This is a genomic window from Streptomyces sp. NBC_00286 (assembly GCF_036173125.1).
Taxonomy (GTDB): Bacteria; Actinomycetota; Actinomycetes; order Streptomycetales; family Streptomycetaceae; genus Streptomyces.
In genome coordinates this window covers 5,725,844-5,744,230 of record NZ_CP108054.1, presented here as the reverse complement: position 1 = coordinate 5,744,230, position 18,387 = coordinate 5,725,844, and the positions used below count along the sequence as shown (strand labels likewise).

General features: G+C 71.6%; 18 protein-coding genes. 6 read left to right on the top strand and 12 right to left on the bottom strand.

Annotated features, from left to right (window positions below; genetic code table 11):
• Nucleotides 1–40: 40 nt before the first annotated feature.
• From OHT21_RS26490 to OHT21_RS26460, 7 genes are all read right to left on the bottom strand, one after another.
• Nucleotides 41–232, bottom strand: coding sequence for a hypothetical protein (locus OHT21_RS26490; protein ID WP_328770816.1), 192 nt, complete (start codon nucleotides 230–232; stop codon nucleotides 41–43).
• Nucleotides 233–237: 5 nt separating this feature from the next.
• Nucleotides 238–489, bottom strand: a complete 252-nt coding sequence (locus tag OHT21_RS26485; RefSeq protein WP_328770815.1) for a hypothetical protein — start codon at nucleotides 487–489, stop codon at nucleotides 238–240.
• 415 nt (nucleotides 490–904) lie between these two features.
• Entirely contained in the window at nucleotides 905–1,702 is a 798-nt protein-coding gene (locus OHT21_RS26480) for a type III pantothenate kinase (protein WP_328770814.1), read from the bottom strand.
• A gap of 9 nt (nucleotides 1,703–1,711) precedes the next feature.
• Nucleotides 1,712–2,716: a carboxylating nicotinate-nucleotide diphosphorylase gene (gene nadC / locus OHT21_RS26475; RefSeq protein WP_328770813.1), complete on the bottom strand. Its 1,005-nt coding sequence runs from the start codon at nucleotides 2,714–2,716 to the stop codon at nucleotides 1,712–1,714.
• Nucleotides 2,713–4,482 (bottom strand): L-aspartate oxidase, encoded by a 1,770-nt coding sequence (locus OHT21_RS26470; protein WP_443050665.1) that lies wholly within the window; start codon nucleotides 4,480–4,482, stop codon nucleotides 2,713–2,715. The genes nadC and OHT21_RS26470 overlap by 4 nt, the downstream gene beginning before the upstream one ends.
• 11 nt (nucleotides 4,483–4,493) lie before the next feature.
• Nucleotides 4,494–5,486 (bottom strand): pantoate--beta-alanine ligase, encoded by a 993-nt coding sequence (panC, locus tag OHT21_RS26465; RefSeq protein ID WP_328770811.1) that lies wholly within the window; start codon nucleotides 5,484–5,486, stop codon nucleotides 4,494–4,496.
• On the bottom strand, nucleotides 5,483–6,412 hold the full coding sequence (locus tag OHT21_RS26460; RefSeq protein ID WP_328770810.1) for a Rossmann-like and DUF2520 domain-containing protein: 930 nt from the start codon (nucleotides 6,410–6,412) through the stop codon (nucleotides 5,483–5,485). The genes panC and OHT21_RS26460 overlap by 4 nt, the downstream gene beginning before the upstream one ends.
• Before the next feature lie 155 nt (nucleotides 6,413–6,567).
• On the opposite strand from OHT21_RS26460, the gene OHT21_RS26455 reads away from it, so the two are divergent.
• Entirely contained in the window at nucleotides 6,568–7,764 is a 1,197-nt protein-coding gene (locus OHT21_RS26455) for a threonine aldolase family protein (RefSeq protein WP_328770809.1), read from the top strand.
• Between the two features lie 36 nt (nucleotides 7,765–7,800).
• Here the strand turns inward: OHT21_RS26455 and OHT21_RS26450 are convergent, their stop codons facing one another.
• From OHT21_RS26450 to OHT21_RS26440, 3 genes are all read right to left on the bottom strand, one after another.
• On the bottom strand, nucleotides 7,801–8,433 hold the full coding sequence (locus OHT21_RS26450; RefSeq protein ID WP_328770808.1) for an AAA family ATPase: 633 nt from the start codon (nucleotides 8,431–8,433) through the stop codon (nucleotides 7,801–7,803).
• A 67-nt stretch (nucleotides 8,434–8,500) separates the two neighbouring features.
• Complete coding sequence (locus OHT21_RS26445; RefSeq protein ID WP_328770807.1) at nucleotides 8,501–9,172, bottom strand: response regulator transcription factor; 672 nt, start codon at nucleotides 9,170–9,172, stop codon at nucleotides 8,501–8,503.
• Between the two features lie 95 nt (nucleotides 9,173–9,267).
• Nucleotides 9,268–10,467 carry a sensor histidine kinase gene (locus OHT21_RS26440; RefSeq protein ID WP_328770806.1) on the bottom strand — a complete coding sequence of 400 codons (1,200 nt, stop codon included), beginning with the start codon at nucleotides 10,465–10,467 and terminating at the stop codon, nucleotides 9,268–9,270.
• A gap of 129 nt (nucleotides 10,468–10,596) precedes the next feature.
• Between OHT21_RS26440 and OHT21_RS26435 the strand changes: the two genes are divergently transcribed.
• Nucleotides 10,597–11,766: an SAM-dependent methyltransferase gene (locus OHT21_RS26435; protein WP_328770805.1), complete on the top strand. Its 1,170-nt coding sequence runs from the start codon at nucleotides 10,597–10,599 to the stop codon at nucleotides 11,764–11,766.
• Here the strand turns inward: OHT21_RS26435 and OHT21_RS26430 are convergent.
• Complete coding sequence (locus OHT21_RS26430; RefSeq protein ID WP_328770804.1) at nucleotides 11,731–12,882, bottom strand: NADH-quinone oxidoreductase subunit D; 1,152 nt, start codon at nucleotides 12,880–12,882, stop codon at nucleotides 11,731–11,733. The two genes, OHT21_RS26435 and OHT21_RS26430, sit on opposite strands and share 36 nt — an antisense overlap.
• A 31-nt stretch (nucleotides 12,883–12,913) precedes the next feature.
• On the opposite strand from OHT21_RS26430, the gene OHT21_RS26425 reads away from it, so the two are divergent.
• Both OHT21_RS26425 and OHT21_RS26420 read left to right on the top strand, forming a co-directional pair.
• Nucleotides 12,914–13,432: a PH domain-containing protein gene (locus tag OHT21_RS26425; protein WP_328770803.1), complete on the top strand. Its 519-nt coding sequence runs from the start codon at nucleotides 12,914–12,916 to the stop codon at nucleotides 13,430–13,432.
• On the top strand, nucleotides 13,429–14,772 hold the full coding sequence (locus OHT21_RS26420) for a PH domain-containing protein (protein WP_328770802.1): 1,344 nt from the start codon (nucleotides 13,429–13,431) through the stop codon (nucleotides 14,770–14,772). The genes OHT21_RS26425 and OHT21_RS26420 overlap by 4 nt, the downstream gene beginning before the upstream one ends.
• Nucleotides 14,773–14,871: 99 nt before the next feature.
• Here the strand turns inward: OHT21_RS26420 and OHT21_RS26415 are convergent, their stop codons facing one another.
• Nucleotides 14,872–16,653, bottom strand: coding sequence for a hypothetical protein (locus OHT21_RS26415; protein ID WP_328770801.1), 1,782 nt, complete (start codon nucleotides 16,651–16,653; stop codon nucleotides 14,872–14,874).
• 254 nt (nucleotides 16,654–16,907) lie between these two features.
• Here OHT21_RS26415 and folP point away from each other — a divergent pair, with 254 nt between their 5' ends.
• Nucleotides 16,908–17,786 (top strand): dihydropteroate synthase, encoded by an 879-nt coding sequence (gene folP / locus OHT21_RS26410; protein WP_328770800.1) that lies wholly within the window; start codon nucleotides 16,908–16,910, stop codon nucleotides 17,784–17,786.
• Nucleotides 17,783–18,322, top strand: a complete 540-nt coding sequence (locus tag OHT21_RS26405; protein ID WP_328770799.1) for a nuclear transport factor 2 family protein — start codon at nucleotides 17,783–17,785, stop codon at nucleotides 18,320–18,322. Before folP ends, OHT21_RS26405 begins: the two co-directional genes overlap by 4 nt.
• Nucleotides 18,323–18,387 lie beyond the last annotated feature (65 nt).

Sequence of the window (18,387 nt, the reverse complement as noted above, 5' to 3'; positions counted from 1 at the left end):
GGCTTTGATGGATAGTTGTCAACAAAAGGGGCGTACGAGTTCAGGCGTCGGCGTTTCGATCACGGTCGCCGGAGGCCTGGCGAGTGTTCTCGGCACGCGCGAGGGCGGCGTCGACGACCGCGTCCTCCTTGGCCTTGTTGGCGCCGCCCTGGGTCTTCACGATCGTCACGATCAGAGCGGTGAAGAACACAGCCATCACTACCGGGGGTACGAGCGCGGAGACGTAGTCCATGCCTTTCAGAGTAGCCAGGGGGTGGGGGCGAGCTGCTGCGGGGGCTTGCCGGGTGGGGTGGGCGGCTTGCGTCTGGGCGGGAAGACCTCGCCCGGGGTGGGGATGGGGCGGTGCGGCTGGGCCGGCTTGGGGGTGCGTTGCGGCTCGGTTTTCGGCTTCGGCGCCGGCGCCGGCTGAGTGGCGGGCTTCTTCGCCGGCTTCTTTTCGGGGTCCTCGGCGGCGGCACGCGCGTGCGTGCGGGCGTAAGGGGTAGCCATGAGGCCGACGATACGCACTAATCAGACAACCTTCGCGGAATGCCTCCGGCGGTTCGGCAGGACGCCCACCGGGCGGGTGGGTTCGGTTCAGTGGCGACTGCGGGCCCGTTGTGGCTGGTCGCGCCCGCGCGGCGGAGCCGCAAATCGACACAGCCCCGCGCCCCTGGGTGAGTGGTGGGCACGGCGCCGCGGGCCGGTGCGTCAGCCCGTCGCAGGCGGGGCATACGGCCCGGTGTCGGTACACAGTGCGGGTGACCTGAGACCGAACCTGAGCGACGGGCATACGACGCACCGGCCCACGTCCCCTCCCGCCGGTGGGAAGCTGCGGGCACTGGTAGCTGGCGGCTCCAGGGACGCGCCCTTTAGGGGCGCGGGGAACTGCGCGACCGGTCACGACGGCGCCGCAGCCGACAACTCAAGAACGCGAGACGTTCCGCTCGTAAACCAGTCTCAGCCCGATCAATGTCAGCCACGGCTCGTGCTCGTCGATTACCGATGACTCACCCAGGACCATCGGCGCGAGTCCGCCCGTTGCGATGACCGTGACGTCGTCCGGGTCGGTGGCCAGCTCGCGGGCGACCCGGTTCACGACGCCGTCGACCTGGCCGGCGAAACCGTAGATGATGCCCGACTGCATGGCCTCTACGGTGTTCTTGCCGATCACGCTGCGCGGCCGGGCCACCTCGATCTTGCGGAGCTGGGCGCCGCGTACGCCGAGCGCCTCGACCGAGATCTCGATGCCGGGGGCGATGACCCCGCCGACGTACTCCCCGCGCGCACTGACCGCGTCGAACGTCGTCGCCGTGCCGAAGTCGACGACGATCGCGGGGCCGCCATAGAGCTCGACGGCGGCGACCGCGTTGATGATGCGGTCCGCGCCGACCTCCTTGGGATTGTCCATCAGGATCGGCACGCCGGTCTTGACGCCGGGCTCGACGAGGATGGCGGGGACGTCGCCGTAGTAGCGGCGGGTGACTTCGCGGAGCTCGTGCAGGACGGAGGGGACGGTGGCGCAGATCGCGATGCCGTCGATGCCGTCGCCCAGTTCGTCGCCGAGGAGCGGGTGCATGCCCATGAGGCCCTGCAAGAGCACGGCCAGCTCGTCGGCCGTGCGGCGTGCGTCCGTCGAGATGCGCCAGTGCTCGACGATGTCGTCGCCGTCGAAGAGGCCGAGGACGGTGTGGGTGTTGCCCACGTCGATGGTCAGCAGCATGACCCGTACCTACTCCGCCGCTCGCAGGTCGAGGCCGATGTCGAGGATCGGCGAGGAGTGGGTGAGGGCGCCCACGGCGAGGTAGTCGACGCCGGTGCGCGCGTACGCCGCCGCGTTGTCCAGGGTGAGGCGGCCCGAGGCCTCCAGGTACGCGCGGCCGTCGACCAGGGCGACGGCTTCCTCGCACTCTCCGGGCGTGAAGTTGTCCAGGAGGATCAGATCGGCGCCCGCGTCCACGACCTCGCGGAGCTGGTCCAGAGTGTCGACCTCGACCTCGATCGGTACGTCCGGGAAGGTCTCCCGTACGGCCTTGAAGGCCTGGGCGACGCCGCCCGCGGCGACCACGTGGTTGTCCTTGACCAGGGCCGCGTCCGAGAGGGACATGCGGTGGTTGACGCCGCCGCCGCAGCGCACCGCGAACTTCTCCAGGGAGCGCAGTCCGGGCGTCGTCTTGCGGGTGTCGCGCACGCGCGCCTTCGTGCCCTCCAGAACGTCCGCCCACGCGCGCGTGGCGGTCGCGATGCCGGAGAGGCGGCACAGGAGGTTCAGGGCGCTGCGTTCGGCCGTCAGGAGGTCGCGGGTTCGGCTGGTGATGCTCAGGAGCTTCTGCCCTGCCGCCACGCGGTCGCCGTCGTCGACGTGGCGCTCGACCTCGAACTCGTCCGTGCAGACCACCGAGACGACCGCCTCGGCGATCCTCAAGCCCGCCACGACGCCCGCCTCACGGGCGGTGAAGTCGGCGGTGGAGACGGCCTCTTCGGGGATGGTCGCGACCGTGGTGACGTCCACGCCGTGGTCGAGATCCTCGTCGATGGCCAGGTGCGCGATGTCCTCCACCTCGACGGGGTCGAGCCCGGCGTCGGCGAGGAGGGCCGCGAGGGCCGGGTCTAGGCCGCACTCCATGGGATCGGTGTCGTACTCGTCTTCGGCACCTGCGGCACCACAGCCGCAGCCGTCGCCACAGCCACCGCTGGAGAGGAGGGGAAGGTCGGGGGTGCTGCTCACTGCTGTCACTGCTCCTGGGGAGTGCGGGTCGGCCGGGGCTGCCGTGTCGGGGGGAAGTCTGCTGTGTCGGTGGTGTGTACGGCGAGGGTTCGGTCCGGATTCAGCCGTACGACGATGTGGCGGGACCACTTGTTGTCGTCGCGGTCGGCGTGGTCCTCGCGCCAGTGGCAGCCTCGGGTCTCCTCGCGCAGGCGGGCGGCGGCGACCAGGACGCGGGCCACGCACAGGAGGTTGGTGGACTCCCAGGTGTCGACGCCGGGCTCGGCGGTCTTGCCGTTCTCGGCGAGTGCGTCGCGGGCGTCGGAGTGCAGTTGCTCGAGGCGGTCGGCCGCCCGCTCCAGGGACTCGGCGGACCGCAGGACGCCGGCACCGTCGCTCATGACCCGTTGGATCGCGAACCGCGCCTCGGGGTCGAGGAGCGGGTGGACGGGCTGCTCCGGGTAGGCAACCGGCGCGGGCACGCGCGCGTAGAGGCGGTTTTCCTCGCGGCGCGTGGCGATGTCGGCCGCGATGCGCTCGGCGTAGACGAGGCCCTCCAGGAGGGAGTTGGAGGCGAGCCGGTTGGCGCCGTGCACCCCCGTGCAGGCCACCTCCCCGCACGCGTACAGCCCGGGGACCGTCGTACGGCCCTGGGAGTCCGTGCGGACGCCTCCGGAGGCGTAGTGGGCGGCCGGGGCGACCGGGACGGGCTCGGTGACCGGGTCGATGCCGTGGGCGCGGCAGGCGGCGAGGATCGTGGGGAATCGGTGCTCCCACATGTCGGCGCCGAAGTGCCGGGCGTCCAGGTACATGTGCTCGGCGCCCTGCTCCTGCATGCGCCGCATGATGCCCTTGGCGACGATGTCCCGGGGAGCGAGTTCGGCCAACTCGTGCTGGCCGACCATGAAGCGCACGCCGTCCGCGTCGACGAGGTGGGCGCCCTCGCCCCGTACCGCCTCGGAGACCAGCGGCTGCTGACCCTCGGCGTCCGGGCCGAGGAACAGCACGGTCGGGTGGAACTGCACGAACTCCAGGTCGCTGACCTCGGCCCCGGCGCGCAGGGCGAGCGCGACGCCGTCCCCGGTGGACACGGACGGGTTGGTGGTCGCCGAGAAGACCTGGCCCATGCCGCCGGTGGCGAGGACCACGGCGGGTGCATGAACGGCTCCCACGCCGTCGTGCTGGCCCTCTCCCATGACATGCAGCGTGACGCCCGCGGTGCGGCCGTCGGCGTCCGTCAGCACGTCCAGGACCAGGGCGTTCTCGATCGTACGCAGCCCACGCGCGCGTACCGCCTCGACAAGGGCCCGGGAGATCTCGGCGCCCGTCGCGTCGCCGCCCGCGTGCGCGATACGGCGGCGGTGGTGGCCGCCCTCGCGGGTGAGCTCCAGGTCGCCCTGCTCGGACTCGTCGAAGTGGGCGCCGGTCGCGATAAGGCGACGTACGGCGTCGGGGCCCTCGGTGACGAGAAGGCGTACCGCCTGCTCGTCACACAGGCCCGCGCCCGCCACCAGCGTGTCGTCCAGGTGCTGCTCGGGGGTGTCGCCCTCGCCGAGGGCCGCCGCGATGCCGCCCTGCGCCCAGCGCGTGGAGCCGTCGTCGAGCATGGCCTTGGTGACGACGACGGTCCGCAGCCCGGCGGCGTCGCAGCGCAGGGCCGCGGTGAGTCCGGCGACTCCGGAGCCGACGACCACGACGTCGGCGGCGATGAACCAGCCAGGGGCGGGGGCGTTCAAACGGGGGTGAGCGCGGAGCGCTCTCGTTTGAGGGTGGTGGTGGGAGACGGGCGGGCGTATGCCTGTGCTGGTCACGAGGCGGCTCCGAAGGTCAGCGGAATGTTGTCGATCAGCCGGGTCGTCCCGACCCGGGCGGCGACGGCGAGGATCGCCTCGCCGGTGTAGTCGTCCGGGATCTCGGTGAAGTCGGACGGATCGACCAGCGCCAAGTAGTCCAGGGCGAGCGGGGGGTGCATACGGGCGGCGTCGTCGAGGACGAGGCGGGCGGCGGCGCGGACCGCGGCGGGGCCGCCCGGCACCGCTTTGGCGACGGCGTGCGCGTCGGCCGCGGCGCGGGACTCGCCCAGCGCGCTGAGGGCCTCGGCACGCGCGTGCGTGGTGGGCACTTCGCGGGCACGCGCGCGTAGGGCCTCCTGTGCGGCGTGCCGGTCGCTGCCCGCGAACAGGGCCTGGGAGAGGGCGAGCGCGGTGCGGCGCTCGGCGGCCGAGAGGTAGCGGTTACGGCTGGACAGGGCGAGGCCGTCCTCCTCGCGCACCGTCGGTACGCCGACGATCTCCACCCCGAAGTTCAGATCGCGCACCATGCGGCGGATCAGGGCGAGCTGCTGGGCGTCCTTCTGCCCGTACAGCGCCACATCGGGGCGGGTCAGGTGCAGCAGCTTGGCGACGACGGTGAGCATGCCGTCGAAGTGGCCGGGCCGTGCGGCACCCTCCAGGCGCTCGCCCATGGGGCCCGCGCTGATACGGACCTGGGGCTCGCCGCCCGGGTAGACCTCGTCCACGGAGGGGGCGAACACGACGTCCGCGCCCGCCTGTTCGGCGATCTTCACGTCGGCGTCCAAGGTGCGCGGGTAACGGTCGAGGTCCTCGCCCGCGCCGAACTGGAGGGGGTTCACGAAGACCGTGACGACGACCTCTCCGTCGCCGCCCGCGATCCCGCGGGCGGTGCGGATCAGGGTCGCGTGGCCCTCGTGCAGGGCGCCCATGGTCATCACGACGGCACGGCGTCCGGTGCGCACGCGCGCGTGGAGCCCGTCGGCGGTGCGCAGCAGGGCGTTGGTCATCGGGCGTCTCCCTCGGTGCCGTCGGTCCCGTCTGCCAGTACCCCGAGAAGGTCCTCTGCGAGCTCCGGCTTCAGCAATCCGTGGGCGAGGGCGCGGTCGGCGGTCGCGCGGGCCATCGCCAGATAGCCGGCCACGGCTCCCGGCGCGTGCTTGCGCAACTCCGCGATGTGCGCGGCGACCGTACCCGCGTCACCGCGCGCGACGGGTCCTGTGAGGGCCGCGTCGCCGGACCTGAGGGCATTGTCCAGGGCCGCGCCGAGCAGCGGACCCAGCATCCGGTCGGGGGCCTCCACGCCCGCCGTACGCAGCAGCTCCATGGACTCGGCGACCAGGGTCACCAGGTGGTTGGCGCCGAGCGCGAGGGCCGCGTGGTACAGCGGCCGGGCGGCCTCGGCGATCCACTCGGGCTCGCCGCCCATCTCGATGACCAGCGCCTCAGCGGCCAGCCGCAGCTCCTCGGGCGCGGTGACCCCGAAAGAGCACCCGGCAAGCCGCTGTACGTCCACAGGAGTGCCGGTGAACGTCATCGCGGGATGCAACGCCAACGGCAGCGCACCGGCCCGCAGCGCGGGGTCCAGCACCTTCGCGCCGTACCGCCCGGAAGTGTGCACGAGCAGCTGCCCCGGCCGTACGGCACCCGTCTCGGCGAGCCCCTCGACCAGCCCCGGCAGGGCGTCGTCCGGGACCGTCAGGAGCACGAGCTCGGCCCGCTCCATGACCTGCGCGGGCGTCACCAGCGGTACGTCGGGCAGGAGCTGGGCCGCACGCCGTACGGAGGCGTCCGAGACCCCGGAGACGGCCACCGGCCGATGCCCGGCGAGCTGCAACGACGCGGCAAGAGCGGGCCCCACGCGGCCGGCACCGACGACGCCGACGGTGAGCCGCGCGGGGCGGTCCTTGGGGTCTGGTTGTGGGACTGTACTCACTCGACGGCGGCCTTCCGTTCCAGTCCGCTCGGGGTACCGGACGATTTCTCGTCATGTTAACGCGATCCGTTCCGGGCCCGTTTTGTTGTCCACAGGCTGTGGGAAGTTGTGGGAATTTCGCGTGCCCGGCCGCCGCCGAGCTGCATGATCCAGGGATGAGCGATACGGCGGAGCAGCGCGAGGCAGAGTCGGCGCAAGAGGGCCCGGAGCAGTCGGCCGAGCAGCAGCAGGCGCAGCGGTGGGCTGCCGTCCGAGGGGCCGAACGAACACTGTGGCGGCCCGGTTTCCACGCCACGGTCGGCGAGCGGCTGGCACGGCTGATGGAGGCGGCGCCAGGGGTGTACGACCTGGACCAGCCGGTGGACGTGTTCGGCGACGGGATCGTCGAGACCCTGGAGGAGCGGGTCGCGGGCCTCCTCGGCAAGGAGGCCGCCGCCTTCTTCCCCACCGGCACCATGGCCCAGCAGGTCGCGTTGCGCTGCTGGGCGGGCCGTACCGGCAACCCCGTAGTGGCCCTGCATCCGCTCGCCCACCCCGAGGTGCACGAACGCGACGCCTTCTCCGCGGTGAGCGGTCTGCGGACCGTCCATCTGACGTACGAGCCCCGGCTGCCCACCGCCGAGGAGATACGGGACTTCGAGGAGCCCTTCGGGGCCCTGATGCTCGAACTGCCTCTCCGGGACGCCGGTTTCATGCTGCCCTCCTGGGAGGGGCTCTCCGAGCTGGTGGACGCGGCGCGGGAGCGCGACGCGGTGGTCCACTTCGATGGGGCACGTCTGTGGGAGTGCACCCCGCATTTCGGGCGCCCCCTGGAGGAGATCGCAGGCCTCGCGGACAGCGTGTACGTGTCGTTCTACAAGTCCCTGGGAGGGCTGGGCGGCGCGGCGCTCGCGGGCCCGCGGACCCTCGTCGACGAGGCGAAGGCCTGGCGGCACCGGTACGGCGGCCAAGTCTTCCAGCAGTTCCCGACGGCCCTGTCGGCGCTGATCGGCCTGGAGAAGGAGCTGCCCCGGCTGCCGGAATACGTGGCCCACGCGCGCGTGGTCGCCGCGGCGCTGCGCGAGGGCTTCAGGGCGGCGGGCGTCCCCTGGAGTCGCGTCCACCCCGAGGAGCCGCACACGCATGAGTTCCGGGTGTGGCTGGCGTACGACCACGAGAAGCTCAACGAGGCGGTCGTACGGCAGGTCGAGGAGACCAAGACGGCACTGTTCCGTCGTTGGTTCCCGGACAGGGTGCCGGGGCTGTCGGTCACGGAGGTGGCGGTGGCCGAGGCGGGCCTGGAGTGGACCGCGGAGGACGTCAGGAAGGCCGTAGCCGACTTCGTGGCGCGGCTGCCCCGCTCGGGAGCCTGAACAGCCGGAGCGCGTACTTCACCGGAGCGGGGCCCTTCAGTCGAACCGGATGTGCTTGACCCCGACCCGTATCTGCCGCAGCCGCGTCCGCAACGCCCCCTCCTTGTTCGGCGTGAGCGTCAGCCCGGCCAGTACGGCGATCCGGTCGGCGGTCTTGGGGACTGTCGTGTCGTCCGTCCACAGGTGCTCGGCGAACTCCGGCTCGCGCAGCCGCTCCAGGCAGTGGTCGAGCTGCTCCACCGCCCAACTCTCCCTGCGCAAGGGGGCACCCTTGCCGGCGACGTACTGGAGGAGGTGGCCGAAGCCGCGCTCGCGCAGCCGCTTCAGGACGGTCTCGCGCTGGGCGAGGAGCGAGAAGTGCCGTACGTCGTGGCCCTTTTCGCGCAGCCGCCCGACGGTCTCGTCGAAGTAGCCGAAGTCCGTGACGGTCATGGGGGCGATCACCACGCCATCGTGCTTGGCGAGGGCGAGGTCGAGCACCTCGACGACGCCCTGGCGCCAGGACACCAAGTCCTGGAAGTTTCCGCGCAGTTCGGGCGGCAGCATGCGGCGGAGCCCGAAGCCGGCGTGCTCCGGGTCGCAGATGACGCTGCCGGGCAGACGGCGCTGGATCTCGTGTGCGGTCTGTGTCTTGCCGCCCCCGAAGGGGCCGTTGATCCACAGGAGCATGCGGAGACCTTAGTGGCTGACGGTCACGCCTCGGTCACGTTCACGCAGAACGCCCGCCAGGGCCCGCTCAGCCCTGTCCCCCGGCCCGTACAAGACCCGTCTCGTACGCCAGGACCACGACCTGCACCCGGTCCCGCAGCCCCAGCTTGGTGAGGATGCGCCCCACGTGCGTCTTGACCGTCGCCTCCGAGAGGACGAGGCGGGCGGCGATCTCGCCGTTCGACAGGCCCTGCGCGACCAGGATCATCACCTCGCGCTCCCGGTCGGTCAGCCGCTCCAGCTCCTTGTGCTGGGGCTCCTTGCCGCCGCTCGGCAGCATCGGCGCGAACCGGTCCAGGAGGCGGCGGGTCGTGGAGGGCGCGACCACCGCGTCGCCGCTGTGGACGGCGCGGATCGCGGCGAGGAGTTCGCCGGGCGGCACATCCTTGAGCATGAAGCCGGAGGCGCCCGCCTTCAGCCCGGAGAAGGCGTACTCGTCGAGGTCGAAGGTGGTCAAGATCAGCACCTTCGGCGGGTCCGGCTCCAAGCAGATACGGCGGGTCGTCTCCACGCCGTCCAGCTTCGGCATGCGTACGTCCATCAGGACGACGTCGACGGTGGTCGAACGCAGCACCTGGAGGGCCTCGACACCGTCGCCCGCCTCCGCGACGACCTCCATGTCCGGCTGGGCGGCGAGCACCATCCGGAACCCGGTGCGCAGCAGCACCTGGTCGTCGACGAGCATCACGCGGATCGGCATTCCTGGGTCCTCCGGTCGGTTCATGGACGGGCGGTGCGGGTGCGGGCGGTGCGTGGGCGGTCGGTTCGCGGTGCGGTCAGTGGGGCGTGCACGTGTCAATTGGCGGGCTTGAGCGGGAGCAGGGCACTGATCCGGAAGCCGCCGCCCGGGCGCGGCCCCGCGTCCAGGGTGCCGCCGACCATACCGACGCGCTCCCGCATGCCGATCAGGCCGTGTCCCCTGCCGTCGATGCCACCGTCCTCGTACAACTCGTGCGGGGCGCCCTTCCCGTCGTCCTCGACGAGCAGCCCGAGGCCGTCGTCGAAGTAGACCAGGCGCACGCTCGCGCCGACGTTGGACCCCCCGTGCTTGCGCGTGTTGGTGAGCGCCTCCTGGACGATGCGGTACGCGGTGAGCTCGACGCCGCTCGGCAGCGGCCGCGGGGTGCCCTCGATCTTGTAGTCGACGGGGAGACCGGCCGTACGGACCTCCTCGATGAGGTCGTCGAGCTGGTCGACGTCGGGCTGGGGGACGTATTCGCCGCTCTCCTGGTGCTCGCCGGTGCGCAGCACGCCGAGCAGGCGGCGCATTTCGGCGAGGGCCTGACGGCCCGTTCCCGAGATGGTCTCCAGGGCCTTCTTGGCCTGGTCGGGGGCGGTGTCCAGGACGTACGCGGCCCCGTCGGCCTGCACCACCATCACCGACACGTTGTGCGCGACCACGTCGTGCAGCTCGCGGGCGATCCGGGCCCGCTCCGCGGCGACCGCGACCTTGGACTGGGCCTCGCGCTCCCTCTCCAGCCGGTCGGCGCGCTCCTCCAGCTGCGAGAGGTAGGCGCGGCGGGTGCGGACCGAGTCGCCGAGCACCCAGGCGAGCGCGAACGGAACGGTTTGGAAGATCACTATGGCGATGCTGCTCCCGACGCCCTGATCGGCCGGCCAGCGCATTTGTGCGACGGGAGCGGCGCACAGGCCGGAGGTCAGCGCGATCCGGGAGGCCCAGCGGGCGCCGTCCGCCGCGACCGTGTAAATGATCACCAGGAAGGCGAAGTTGGCGGGCAGCGTCCCTGTGTCCGCGATCAGCTGCACCAGGCCGAGCAGCAGCGCCAGGATCAGCATCTTCTCCGGCATTCGGCGGCGCAGCGCGACCACCAGGCTCAGGAGGATCATGATCGGAAACGTGACGGCCGGAAGTTCGGCCCCTCGGGCCTCCTCCGTCACCGATCCGCCCAGCACAGAAATCCCGAGCAGGAGGACGGCCCAGAAGCTGTCGACCCACATCGGGTGCCTGCGGAGGAAGTCATAGAGGCGCTGCACGTAACCCAGCGTAGGGAAGGGTGCAGTGTGCAGGGGTCAACCGGAGGGTCGATCCGCGACCACCGTACGTACTCCCCAAGGTGGAGACCTGCTAATTCCCGGCGCCCAAAGCCCGCTTAGCCTGGCGTCGTGAGACAAGCCGTGAGACAAGACGCACACGAGGCGGCGGAGGGCCGGCGCAGGTGGCGGCAGGCTGCCGAGGAGGCGCTGTACGGGCCTTCAGGGTTCTATCGGCGGCCTGAGGGGCCCGCGGGGCATTTCCGCACCTCCGTGCACGCGTCGTCGCTGTTCGCGGGCGCTGTGGCCCGGCTCCTGTGCCGGGTCGACGAGGCGCTCGGCCGGCCCGCCGAGCTCGCCTTCGTCGACATGGGCGCGGGCCGCGGCGAGCTGGTCACCGGCGTCCTGGAGGCCCTTCCCTCCGAAGTGGCCTCCCGCGCGCGCGGGTACGCCGTCGAACGCGCCGACCGGCCCGCCGGCCTCAACCACCGGATCGAGTGGTGCGCACAGCCTCCGGCGGGCTTCTCCGGACTGCTGTTCGCGAACGAGTGGCTGGACAACGTGCCCCTGGACGTGGCCGAGGTGGACGCGGACGGAGTGCCACGGCTGGTCCTCGTACGGGAGGACGGCACCGAATCCCTCGGGGAGCCGGTCTCCGGAGCGGACGCGGAGTGGCTGGCGCGGTGGTGGCCGCTCCCTGAAAATCAGCGCCCCGAAGCAAACGAAGCACATCAGCATCCCGAAGGGCTGCGTGCCGAAATCGGCCTCCCCAGGGACGCCGCCTGGGCATCCGCCGTGGCCACCCTCGACCGGGGTCTCGCCGTGGCCGTCGACTACTCCCACCGAGCGGACGCGCGCCCGCCCTTCGGAACGCTCACCGGCTTCCGCGAGGGCCGCGAGACGGCGCCCGTACCGGACGGGTCCTGCGACATCACGGCGCATGTGGCGCTGGACGCGTGCGCGCTGCCCGGAGCGCGCCTCCTGACCCAGCGGGACGCCCTGCACGCCCTGGGCGTGAGCGGCGGCCGCCCGCCGCTGTCGCTGGCCTCCACCGACCCGACGGCGTACATACGGGCCCTCGCCGGCGCCGGTGAGGCCGCCGAGCTGACGGCTCCCGGCGGACTCGGCGACTTCGGCTGGCTCGTACAGCCAGTTGGAATTCCGAACCCGCTGCCCGAGCCGATGTCCGATCCGCTGCCCGAGCCGCTGCCCGGCGAAAACAGCCCTCTACGGAGAGCACGGACAGACCGGGGAGCCGGAGAAGCCCTACTTGTCGATGTCCCCGACCACGAAGAACAGTGATCCCAGGATCGCCACCATGTCCGCGACCAGTGTCCCCGGCAGCAGCTCCACCAAGGCCTGGATGTTGTTGTACGAGGCCGAGCGCAGCTTCAGCCGGTACGGGGTCTTGTCGCCCTTGCTGACGAGGTAGTAGCCGTTGATGCCGAGCGGGTTCTCGGTCCAGGCGTATGTGTGGCCCTCCGGGGCCTTGAGAACCTTCGGGAGCCGCTGGTTGACCGGACCGGGCGGCAGCTCGGCGAGCCGGTCCAGGCAGGCGTCGGCGAGGTCCAGGGAGTTGTGGGTCTGCTCCAGGAGGACCTCGAAGCGGGCCAGACAGTCGCCCTCCTGCCGCGTGACGACCTTCAGGACTTCGCCCAGCTCCCTGTACGCCAGATACGGCTCGTCGCGGCGCAGATCGAAGTCGACGCCGGAGGCGCGGGCGAGGGGACCGCTCACTCCGTAGGCGTGCACCGTCTCCGGGGACATCCGGCCCACGTCGCGCGTGCGCCCGCGGAAGATCTCGTTGCCCACCACCAGGTTGTCGTACACGTCCATGCGCGAGCGGACGTCCGCGACGGCGGCACGCGCGCGTGCGGTCCATCCAGCGGGGAGGTCCTCCTTGAGGCCGCCTACGCGGTTGAACATGTAGTGCATGCGTCCGCCGGAGATCTCCTCCATGACGGCCTGGAGTTCCTCGCGCTCCCTGAAGGCGTAGAAGACCGGGGTGATTCCGCCCAGCTCAAGCGGGTACGAACCGAGGAACATCAGATGGTTCAGGACGCGGTTCAGCTCCGCGAGGAGCGTGCGCATCCACACCGCGCGGGCCGGGACCTCCATGCCGAGCATGCGTTCCACGGCGAGGACGACACCCAGCTCGTTCGAGAAGGCGGAGAGCCAGTCGTGGCGGTTGGCGAGCACGATGATCTGGCGGTAGTCGCGCGCCTCGAAGAGCTTCTCCGCGCCGCGGTGCATATAGCCGATGACCGGCTCCGCATGCTGGATCCGCTCGCCGTCCAGCACGAGCCTGAGGCGCAGTACACCGTGCGTGGACGGGTGCTGGGGGCCGATGTTGAGCACCATGTCGGTGCTCTCCGCGGCGCCGCCGATGCCGACCGTGGTCTCCTTCGTGGGAGTCATGGGAACAGTGTCTCGTACGTACGCTTGCGGAATGGAGACGGGGAGCAGGGGAAACATGGGCACCACCAGGAGCACCGAGTCCGAGCCCGAGCCCGTGTGGACCGGCCTGCCGCCGGGGCTGCTGCGGATGCGCCGACTGCTGCTCGTGGTCTGGCTGGTGCCGCTGACGCTCGGTACGGGGCTGCCGCTCGGCCTGCTCGTCGGCCCCGGCTGGGCGACCTTCGCGCTGCTGCCGCTGGCGCTGCTGCTGTGGGGCTGGGCGATGCTGGGCCGCAACTGGCGGTCCTGGCGGTACGCGGAGCGCGCGGACGACCTGCTGATCAGCCGGGGTGTGCTGTGGCGTGAGGAGACGGTCGTGCCGTACGGGCGCATGCAGCTGGTCGAGGTGACCTCGGGTCCCGTAGAGCGGCACTTCGGGCTGGCGAGCGTGCAACTGCACACGGCCGCAGCGGCGACCGACGCACGCATTCCGGGCCTCGACCCGGCCGAGGCGGAACGGCTGCGGGACCGGCTCACGGAGCTGGGCGAGGCCAGATCGGCGGGGCTGTGACGACATCAGACATCGGCGACGTCGAGCACGACGTGCGCCAGGAGAAGCCCGTTACGGAGCGGCGGCTGCATCCCGTGACGCCGCTGCGCCGCGCCTGGGCGCCGATCGCCGTGATCGCCGGCTGGGCGGTGCACGACCCCGACCAGACGCAGCGGCAGCTGGCCCACCTGACGACCGGCACCCTGCTGATCGCGATCGCCATCGTCATTCCGGCCGCCGCCCTGTACGGCTTTCTGACCTGGTGGTTCACCCACTTCGCGGTGACCGACACCGAACTGCGCATCCGTACGGGCCTGTTGTTCCGGCGCTCGGCACACATCCGGCTCGACCGGCTCCAGGCCGTCGACGTCACCCAGCCGCTGCTGGCCCGCCTCGCGGGCGTCTCCAAACTCAAACTCGACGTGATAGGGACCGACAAGAAGGACGAACTCGCCTTCCTGGGCGAGGACGAAGCCCGTGTTCTACGGGCCGAACTCCTCGCCCGCGCCGCCGGTTTCGCCCCCGAGACGGCACACGAGGTGGGCGAGGCGCCGGCCCGGCAGTTGCTGCACGTACCGGCCCGGGTCCTCGCCGTGTCCCTGGTGCTGTCGGGCGCCACCTGGGGATCGCTGGTCGCCGCGCTCGTCGTACCACCGCTGGTGTGGTGGCTCTCGGGCAGCCTGTGGACGGTCCTCGCGGTCGCGCTGCCGCTGCTCGGCGCGGCGGGCGCGAGCAGCGTAGGGCGCTTCGTCGGCGAGTACGACTGGACCGTGGGCGATTCCCCGGACGGGCTCCGTCTCGACCACGGACTGCTCGACCGTACGCATGAGACGGTGCCGCCCGGGCGCGTACAGACCGTCCGCATCGTCGAACCGCTGCTGTGGCGGCGACGGGACTGGGTCCGGGTCGAGCTGGATGTGGCGGGCTCGTCCAACTCCGTGCTCGTGCCGGTCGCTCCGCGCGAGGTCGCCGAGTCGGTGATCGCGCGGGTGCTGCCGGGCGTGACGGTGCCGGGTGCGCTGTCGCGACCGCCGCGCCGGGCTCGCTGGTGCATGCCGCTCTGGTGGCGGGGTTACGGACTTGCCGTCACCGACACCGTCTTCGCGTCCCGGCACGGGCTGCTGCGCCGCAGCCTCGCGCTCGTACCGCACGGCAAGGTCCAGAGCGTACGCATGGAGCAAGGGCCGTGGATGCGCGCCAAAGGGCTGGCCCATGTGCACATCGAGACGGGCGCCAACAAGACGGTGACGGCCCGGCTGCGGGACGCCTCGGAGGCGGCGGAGCTGCTGTACGGGCAGGCGGACCGGTCGCGGACGGGGCGGCGGGAGGCCCGGCCGGATCGGTGGATGGCCGGGGCTTGAGCTGTGGACGGCAGAGGGCGCAGCAGACAGGTGAGGGCAGTGGCGCCTTTCGCTGCCACTGCCCTCATGACCTATTGCCGCACTTATTGCCGCTGACGCTCAGGAAACCGCGCTCCGCAGTTCCGCCACGTCGATCTGCTCGGTCTCGTCGTGCGCGGTCAGATCGATGACCTGCTGGCCGACTCCGCGGGACTCCTCGTCCGCGGGCTTGAACTGCGCCTCGGACTCGGCCTTGTGGAGAGCGAGCGCCTCCTGGCCGACCACGTCGGCGAGGTCCTCGTTCTGTACGGATTCCAGGGCGGCCCGGGACGCCTCCTGCTGCGTACCGAAGAAGTCGAAACCGCCCTCTACGGAGGGCCGCCGTACGGGAGAGGCAGGAACGACCGCCACGGCCTTGGGCACGGTGAAGTGCCCAGAGGGAAGCCCGGCCTGGTGGGCGGGCCTCAGATCGGCTGCGGTGGTGGAGGACGCGGCGGGCGCCGGTGCGGCTGCGCCGGCTGGGGTTTCGGCGGGCGTCGGTGCGGCTACGCGGGCCGGGGACTCGGCGGGCGTCGGTGCGTGCGCGGCGGCCGTGCGCTCATGGCTGCCGACCGCCTGGGGCTTCCCCTGCGTCGCCTCGCCCTCCTTCCCGGCCTCGCCCGTCGCGGGGGCCTTCTTGCGGGAGCCGCCCTTCGGCGAACCACCGGGCGGGGGCCCGCCCTTGCCCGGGCCGCCCGCCGGAGGTGCGCTCTTCGGCGCACCGGGCTTCACGGGGGCACTCTTGGCTGCGGCCTTCGCGGGTGCGGCCTTCGGGGACTTGCCGGGCTCGGGCTCGTCGGAGGCCGAACCGCCTTCAGGGGAACCGCTGTTCGGGGACTCGCTGCCGTCGGGTGTGTCTGCCGCCGGGGCGCCGTCCGTGGGGCTGTCCAACGCGGACGAAGCGTTCGCGTCTTCGGAAGCGTCCGGTTCGGGAGCGTCCGTAGCGGAAACGTCCTGTGCCGATACGTCCGTGGCGGCGACACCCGTTGCGGAAGCGCCCTGTGCTGACGCTTCCTTTGCGGACGCCTCCGTAGCGGATGTGCCCGTCGCCGCTGCGTCCTCCGGCGAACTGCCCTCCGCCGAACCATCCTCCGCCGAATCGTCCTTCGTCGCCTCGTCCTTCGCGGATGCCTCCGTAGCGGATGCGTCCGTCGCCGCTGCGTCCTCCGGCGAACTGCCCTCCGCCGAACCGTCCTTCGCCGCCTCGTCCTTCGGCGCCCCGTCCGTCCAAGGCTCGCCCTCGGCCACGTCCACGTGTGTGGTGGCCGCCTCTGCCAGCCGGTCCAGCGCCGCGTTGGCCTTCGCGTAGAGCACCGAAGCCGCGGCGCGGGCGGCGGGAGCGGGCTTCTCGGTGGCCTCGGCCACCGGGTCCGCCGAAGCCGCCGCGGGCAGGGCACGAGCCGGAGTCGTGGACTCTATGGCGAGGCGTCGGCGGCTCTCCAGGACGCTGGCCCGCTCGGTCTCCGCGGTGGCGTACCGCCGCAGCAGGGCGGCGTGTTCGTTGCGCAGCCCCTGGAGCTCCGCCCGCTTCTCGCGGAGCCGGTGCTCCAGCTTGGTGCGCAGCTCGCGCGACTCGTCGAGGTCGGTCTCGAGCTCGGCGACCCGCTCTTCGTGGCGCCACTCGTCGCTCGCACGCGCGCGCGTGAGGTCCGCGACGCGTTTGCCCGCGGACACGTCCCAGTGGCGCATGACGACCGCGCCCACGACAGCCGTCGCCGCGGCGCCCGCGGCCAGTCCGCGAAGCACCCACGCGTCCGAGAACAACCAGGGCCCGGCGGCACAGAGGAGCGAGACGCCTGCGATCGCCGAGGGGGGCAGCAGCCGGTGCAGTGGTGGGGAATGACGGTGACGTCCACGTGGCATGGCCAGAAACTTACCGCGCGTAGGCGAATCTTGGAGCCCCGCCCCGTAAAAACCCAGCCACTTCCGGGGATTGACACCACCTCAACACTCAGAGGTCACGCGAAACAGTCACTCCAGTGACAGCGACACCGCACAGAGGCCCGACAGACGCCCGCGTATGCAAACGCTCCGGCCACCACACGAGGGGGTCGCCGCCGGCGCCTCTCGGCCCCCGTGGACGAACCGGTCCGACGCCAGAGGCCTACGCTGGGCGTATGACCAAGAACAGCGGGCGAGGCCAAGTGGCAGGGCTCCCGGTATGGGACCGGTGCGCCGTCATGGGGGTCGTGAACGTCACGCCCGACTCCTTCTCGGACGGCGGCCGGTGGTTCGACACGACGGCAGCCGTCAAGCACGGCCTCGACCTGGTCACGGAGGGCGCGGACCTGGTCGACGTGGGCGGCGAGTCCACCCGCCCCGGCGCCACCCGCGTCGACGAGGCCGAGGAACTCAAACGCGTCATCCCGGTCGTACGCGGTCTCGCCTCCGAAGGCGTCACCGTCTCCGTCGACACCATGCGCGCCTCGGTAGCCGAGCGCGCGCTCGCTGCCGGCGCCGCCCTCGTCAACGACGTCAGCGGCGGCCTCGCCGACCCCACGATGATCCCGGTCGTCGCGGACTCCGGCGCCCCCTTCGTGGTCATGCACTGGCGCGGCTTCCTCGAGGGCGGAAACGTCCAGGGACGGTACGAGGACGTCGTCTCCGAAGTCGTCGACGAGCTGCACGCGCGCGTGGCGGCCGTTCTCGAGGGAGGCATCGCCGCGGACCGCATCGTCGTCGACCCGGGCCTCGGCTTCTCCAAGGAGGCCGAGCACGACCTGACGCTCCTCGCCCACCTCGACCGCCTCCTCGACCTCGGCCACCCCGTACTGGTGGCCGCTTCCCGGAAGCGGTTCCTCGGCCGCGTACTGGCCGGGCCCCAGGGCGCCCCGCCGCCCGCCAGGGAACGCGACGCCGCCACCGCCGCCGTCTCCGCGCTCGCCGCCCACCAGGGGGCGTGGGCGGTCCGCGTCCACGAGGTGCGGGCCACCGCCGACGCGGTCCGGGTGGCCAGGGCCGTGGAAGGCGCCCGGGCGGCAGAAGGAGCCCGGTGAGCGCACCCCGCACCGACGTCGAAGAGGTCGCCCGCGTCAACACCGCCTTCTACGAGGCGATGGAACGAGGCGACTTCGAAGAGCTGTCGACGCTCTGGCTCGCCCCCATGGACATCGACGGAGCCGAACACACCGCGGATCCCGAAGACCTGGAGGATGCCGAAACCACCGAAGCCACGGACCGGGGCGCCGAGGTCTCCTGCGTCCACCCCGGCTGGCCCGTACTGACCGGCCGCGGCGAGGTGCTCCGCTCGTACGCGCTGATCATGGCGAACACCGAGTACATCCAGTTCTTCCTGACGGACGTGCATGTGTCCGTCATCTCCGACACCGCCCTGGTGACGTGCACCGAGAACATCCTCAGTGGCGGCCCGGCCCCGGAGGACAGCGACGAACTGGGTCCGCTGGTGGGTCAGCTCGTCGTCGCCACGAATGTGTTCCGCCGCACATCCGAGGGCTGGAAACTGTGGTCGCACCACGCCTCCCCCGTGTTGGCCGAATCCGGCGAGGAAGAGAGCGACGACTCTCCCTCCTGAGTGGGTAGGGGCCAAGTAGTGGTTGGGATCGCGTGGCCCCGGGTATGGGCGGGGACCAGCCCGTG

Bases quoted from the DNA above. Each gene is read 5' to 3' on its own strand.
- OHT21_RS26480 (WP_328770814.1), bottom strand. From the start codon at position 1,702: ATGCTGCTGACCATCGACGTGGGCAACACCCACACCGTCCTCGGCCTC.
- OHT21_RS26430 (WP_328770804.1), bottom strand. From the start codon at position 12,882: ATGACTCCCACGAAGGAGACCACGGTCGGCATCGGCGGCGCCGCGGAG.
- OHT21_RS26445 (WP_328770807.1), bottom strand. From the start codon at position 9,172: ATGCCGATCCGCGTGATGCTCGTCGACGACCAGGTGCTGCTGCGCACC.
- folP (WP_328770800.1), top strand. From the start codon at position 16,908: ATGACCAAGAACAGCGGGCGAGGCCAAGTGGCAGGGCTCCCGGTATGG.
- OHT21_RS26490 (WP_328770816.1), bottom strand. From the start codon at position 232: ATGGACTACGTCTCCGCGCTCGTACCCCCGGTAGTGATGGCTGTGTTC.
- OHT21_RS26455 (WP_328770809.1), top strand. From the start codon at position 6,568: ATGAGCGATACGGCGGAGCAGCGCGAGGCAGAGTCGGCGCAAGAGGGC.
- OHT21_RS26425 (WP_328770803.1), top strand. From the start codon at position 12,914: ATGGAGACGGGGAGCAGGGGAAACATGGGCACCACCAGGAGCACCGAG.
- OHT21_RS26450 (WP_328770808.1), bottom strand. From the start codon at position 8,433: ATGCTCCTGTGGATCAACGGCCCCTTCGGGGGCGGCAAGACACAGACC.
- OHT21_RS26415 (WP_328770801.1), bottom strand. From the start codon at position 16,653: ATGCCACGTGGACGTCACCGTCATTCCCCACCACTGCACCGGCTGCTG.
- OHT21_RS26485 (WP_328770815.1), bottom strand. From the start codon at position 489: ATGGCTACCCCTTACGCCCGCACGCACGCGCGTGCCGCCGCCGAGGAC.
- panC (WP_328770811.1), bottom strand. From the start codon at position 5,486: ATGACCAACGCCCTGCTGCGCACCGCCGACGGGCTCCACGCGCGCGTG.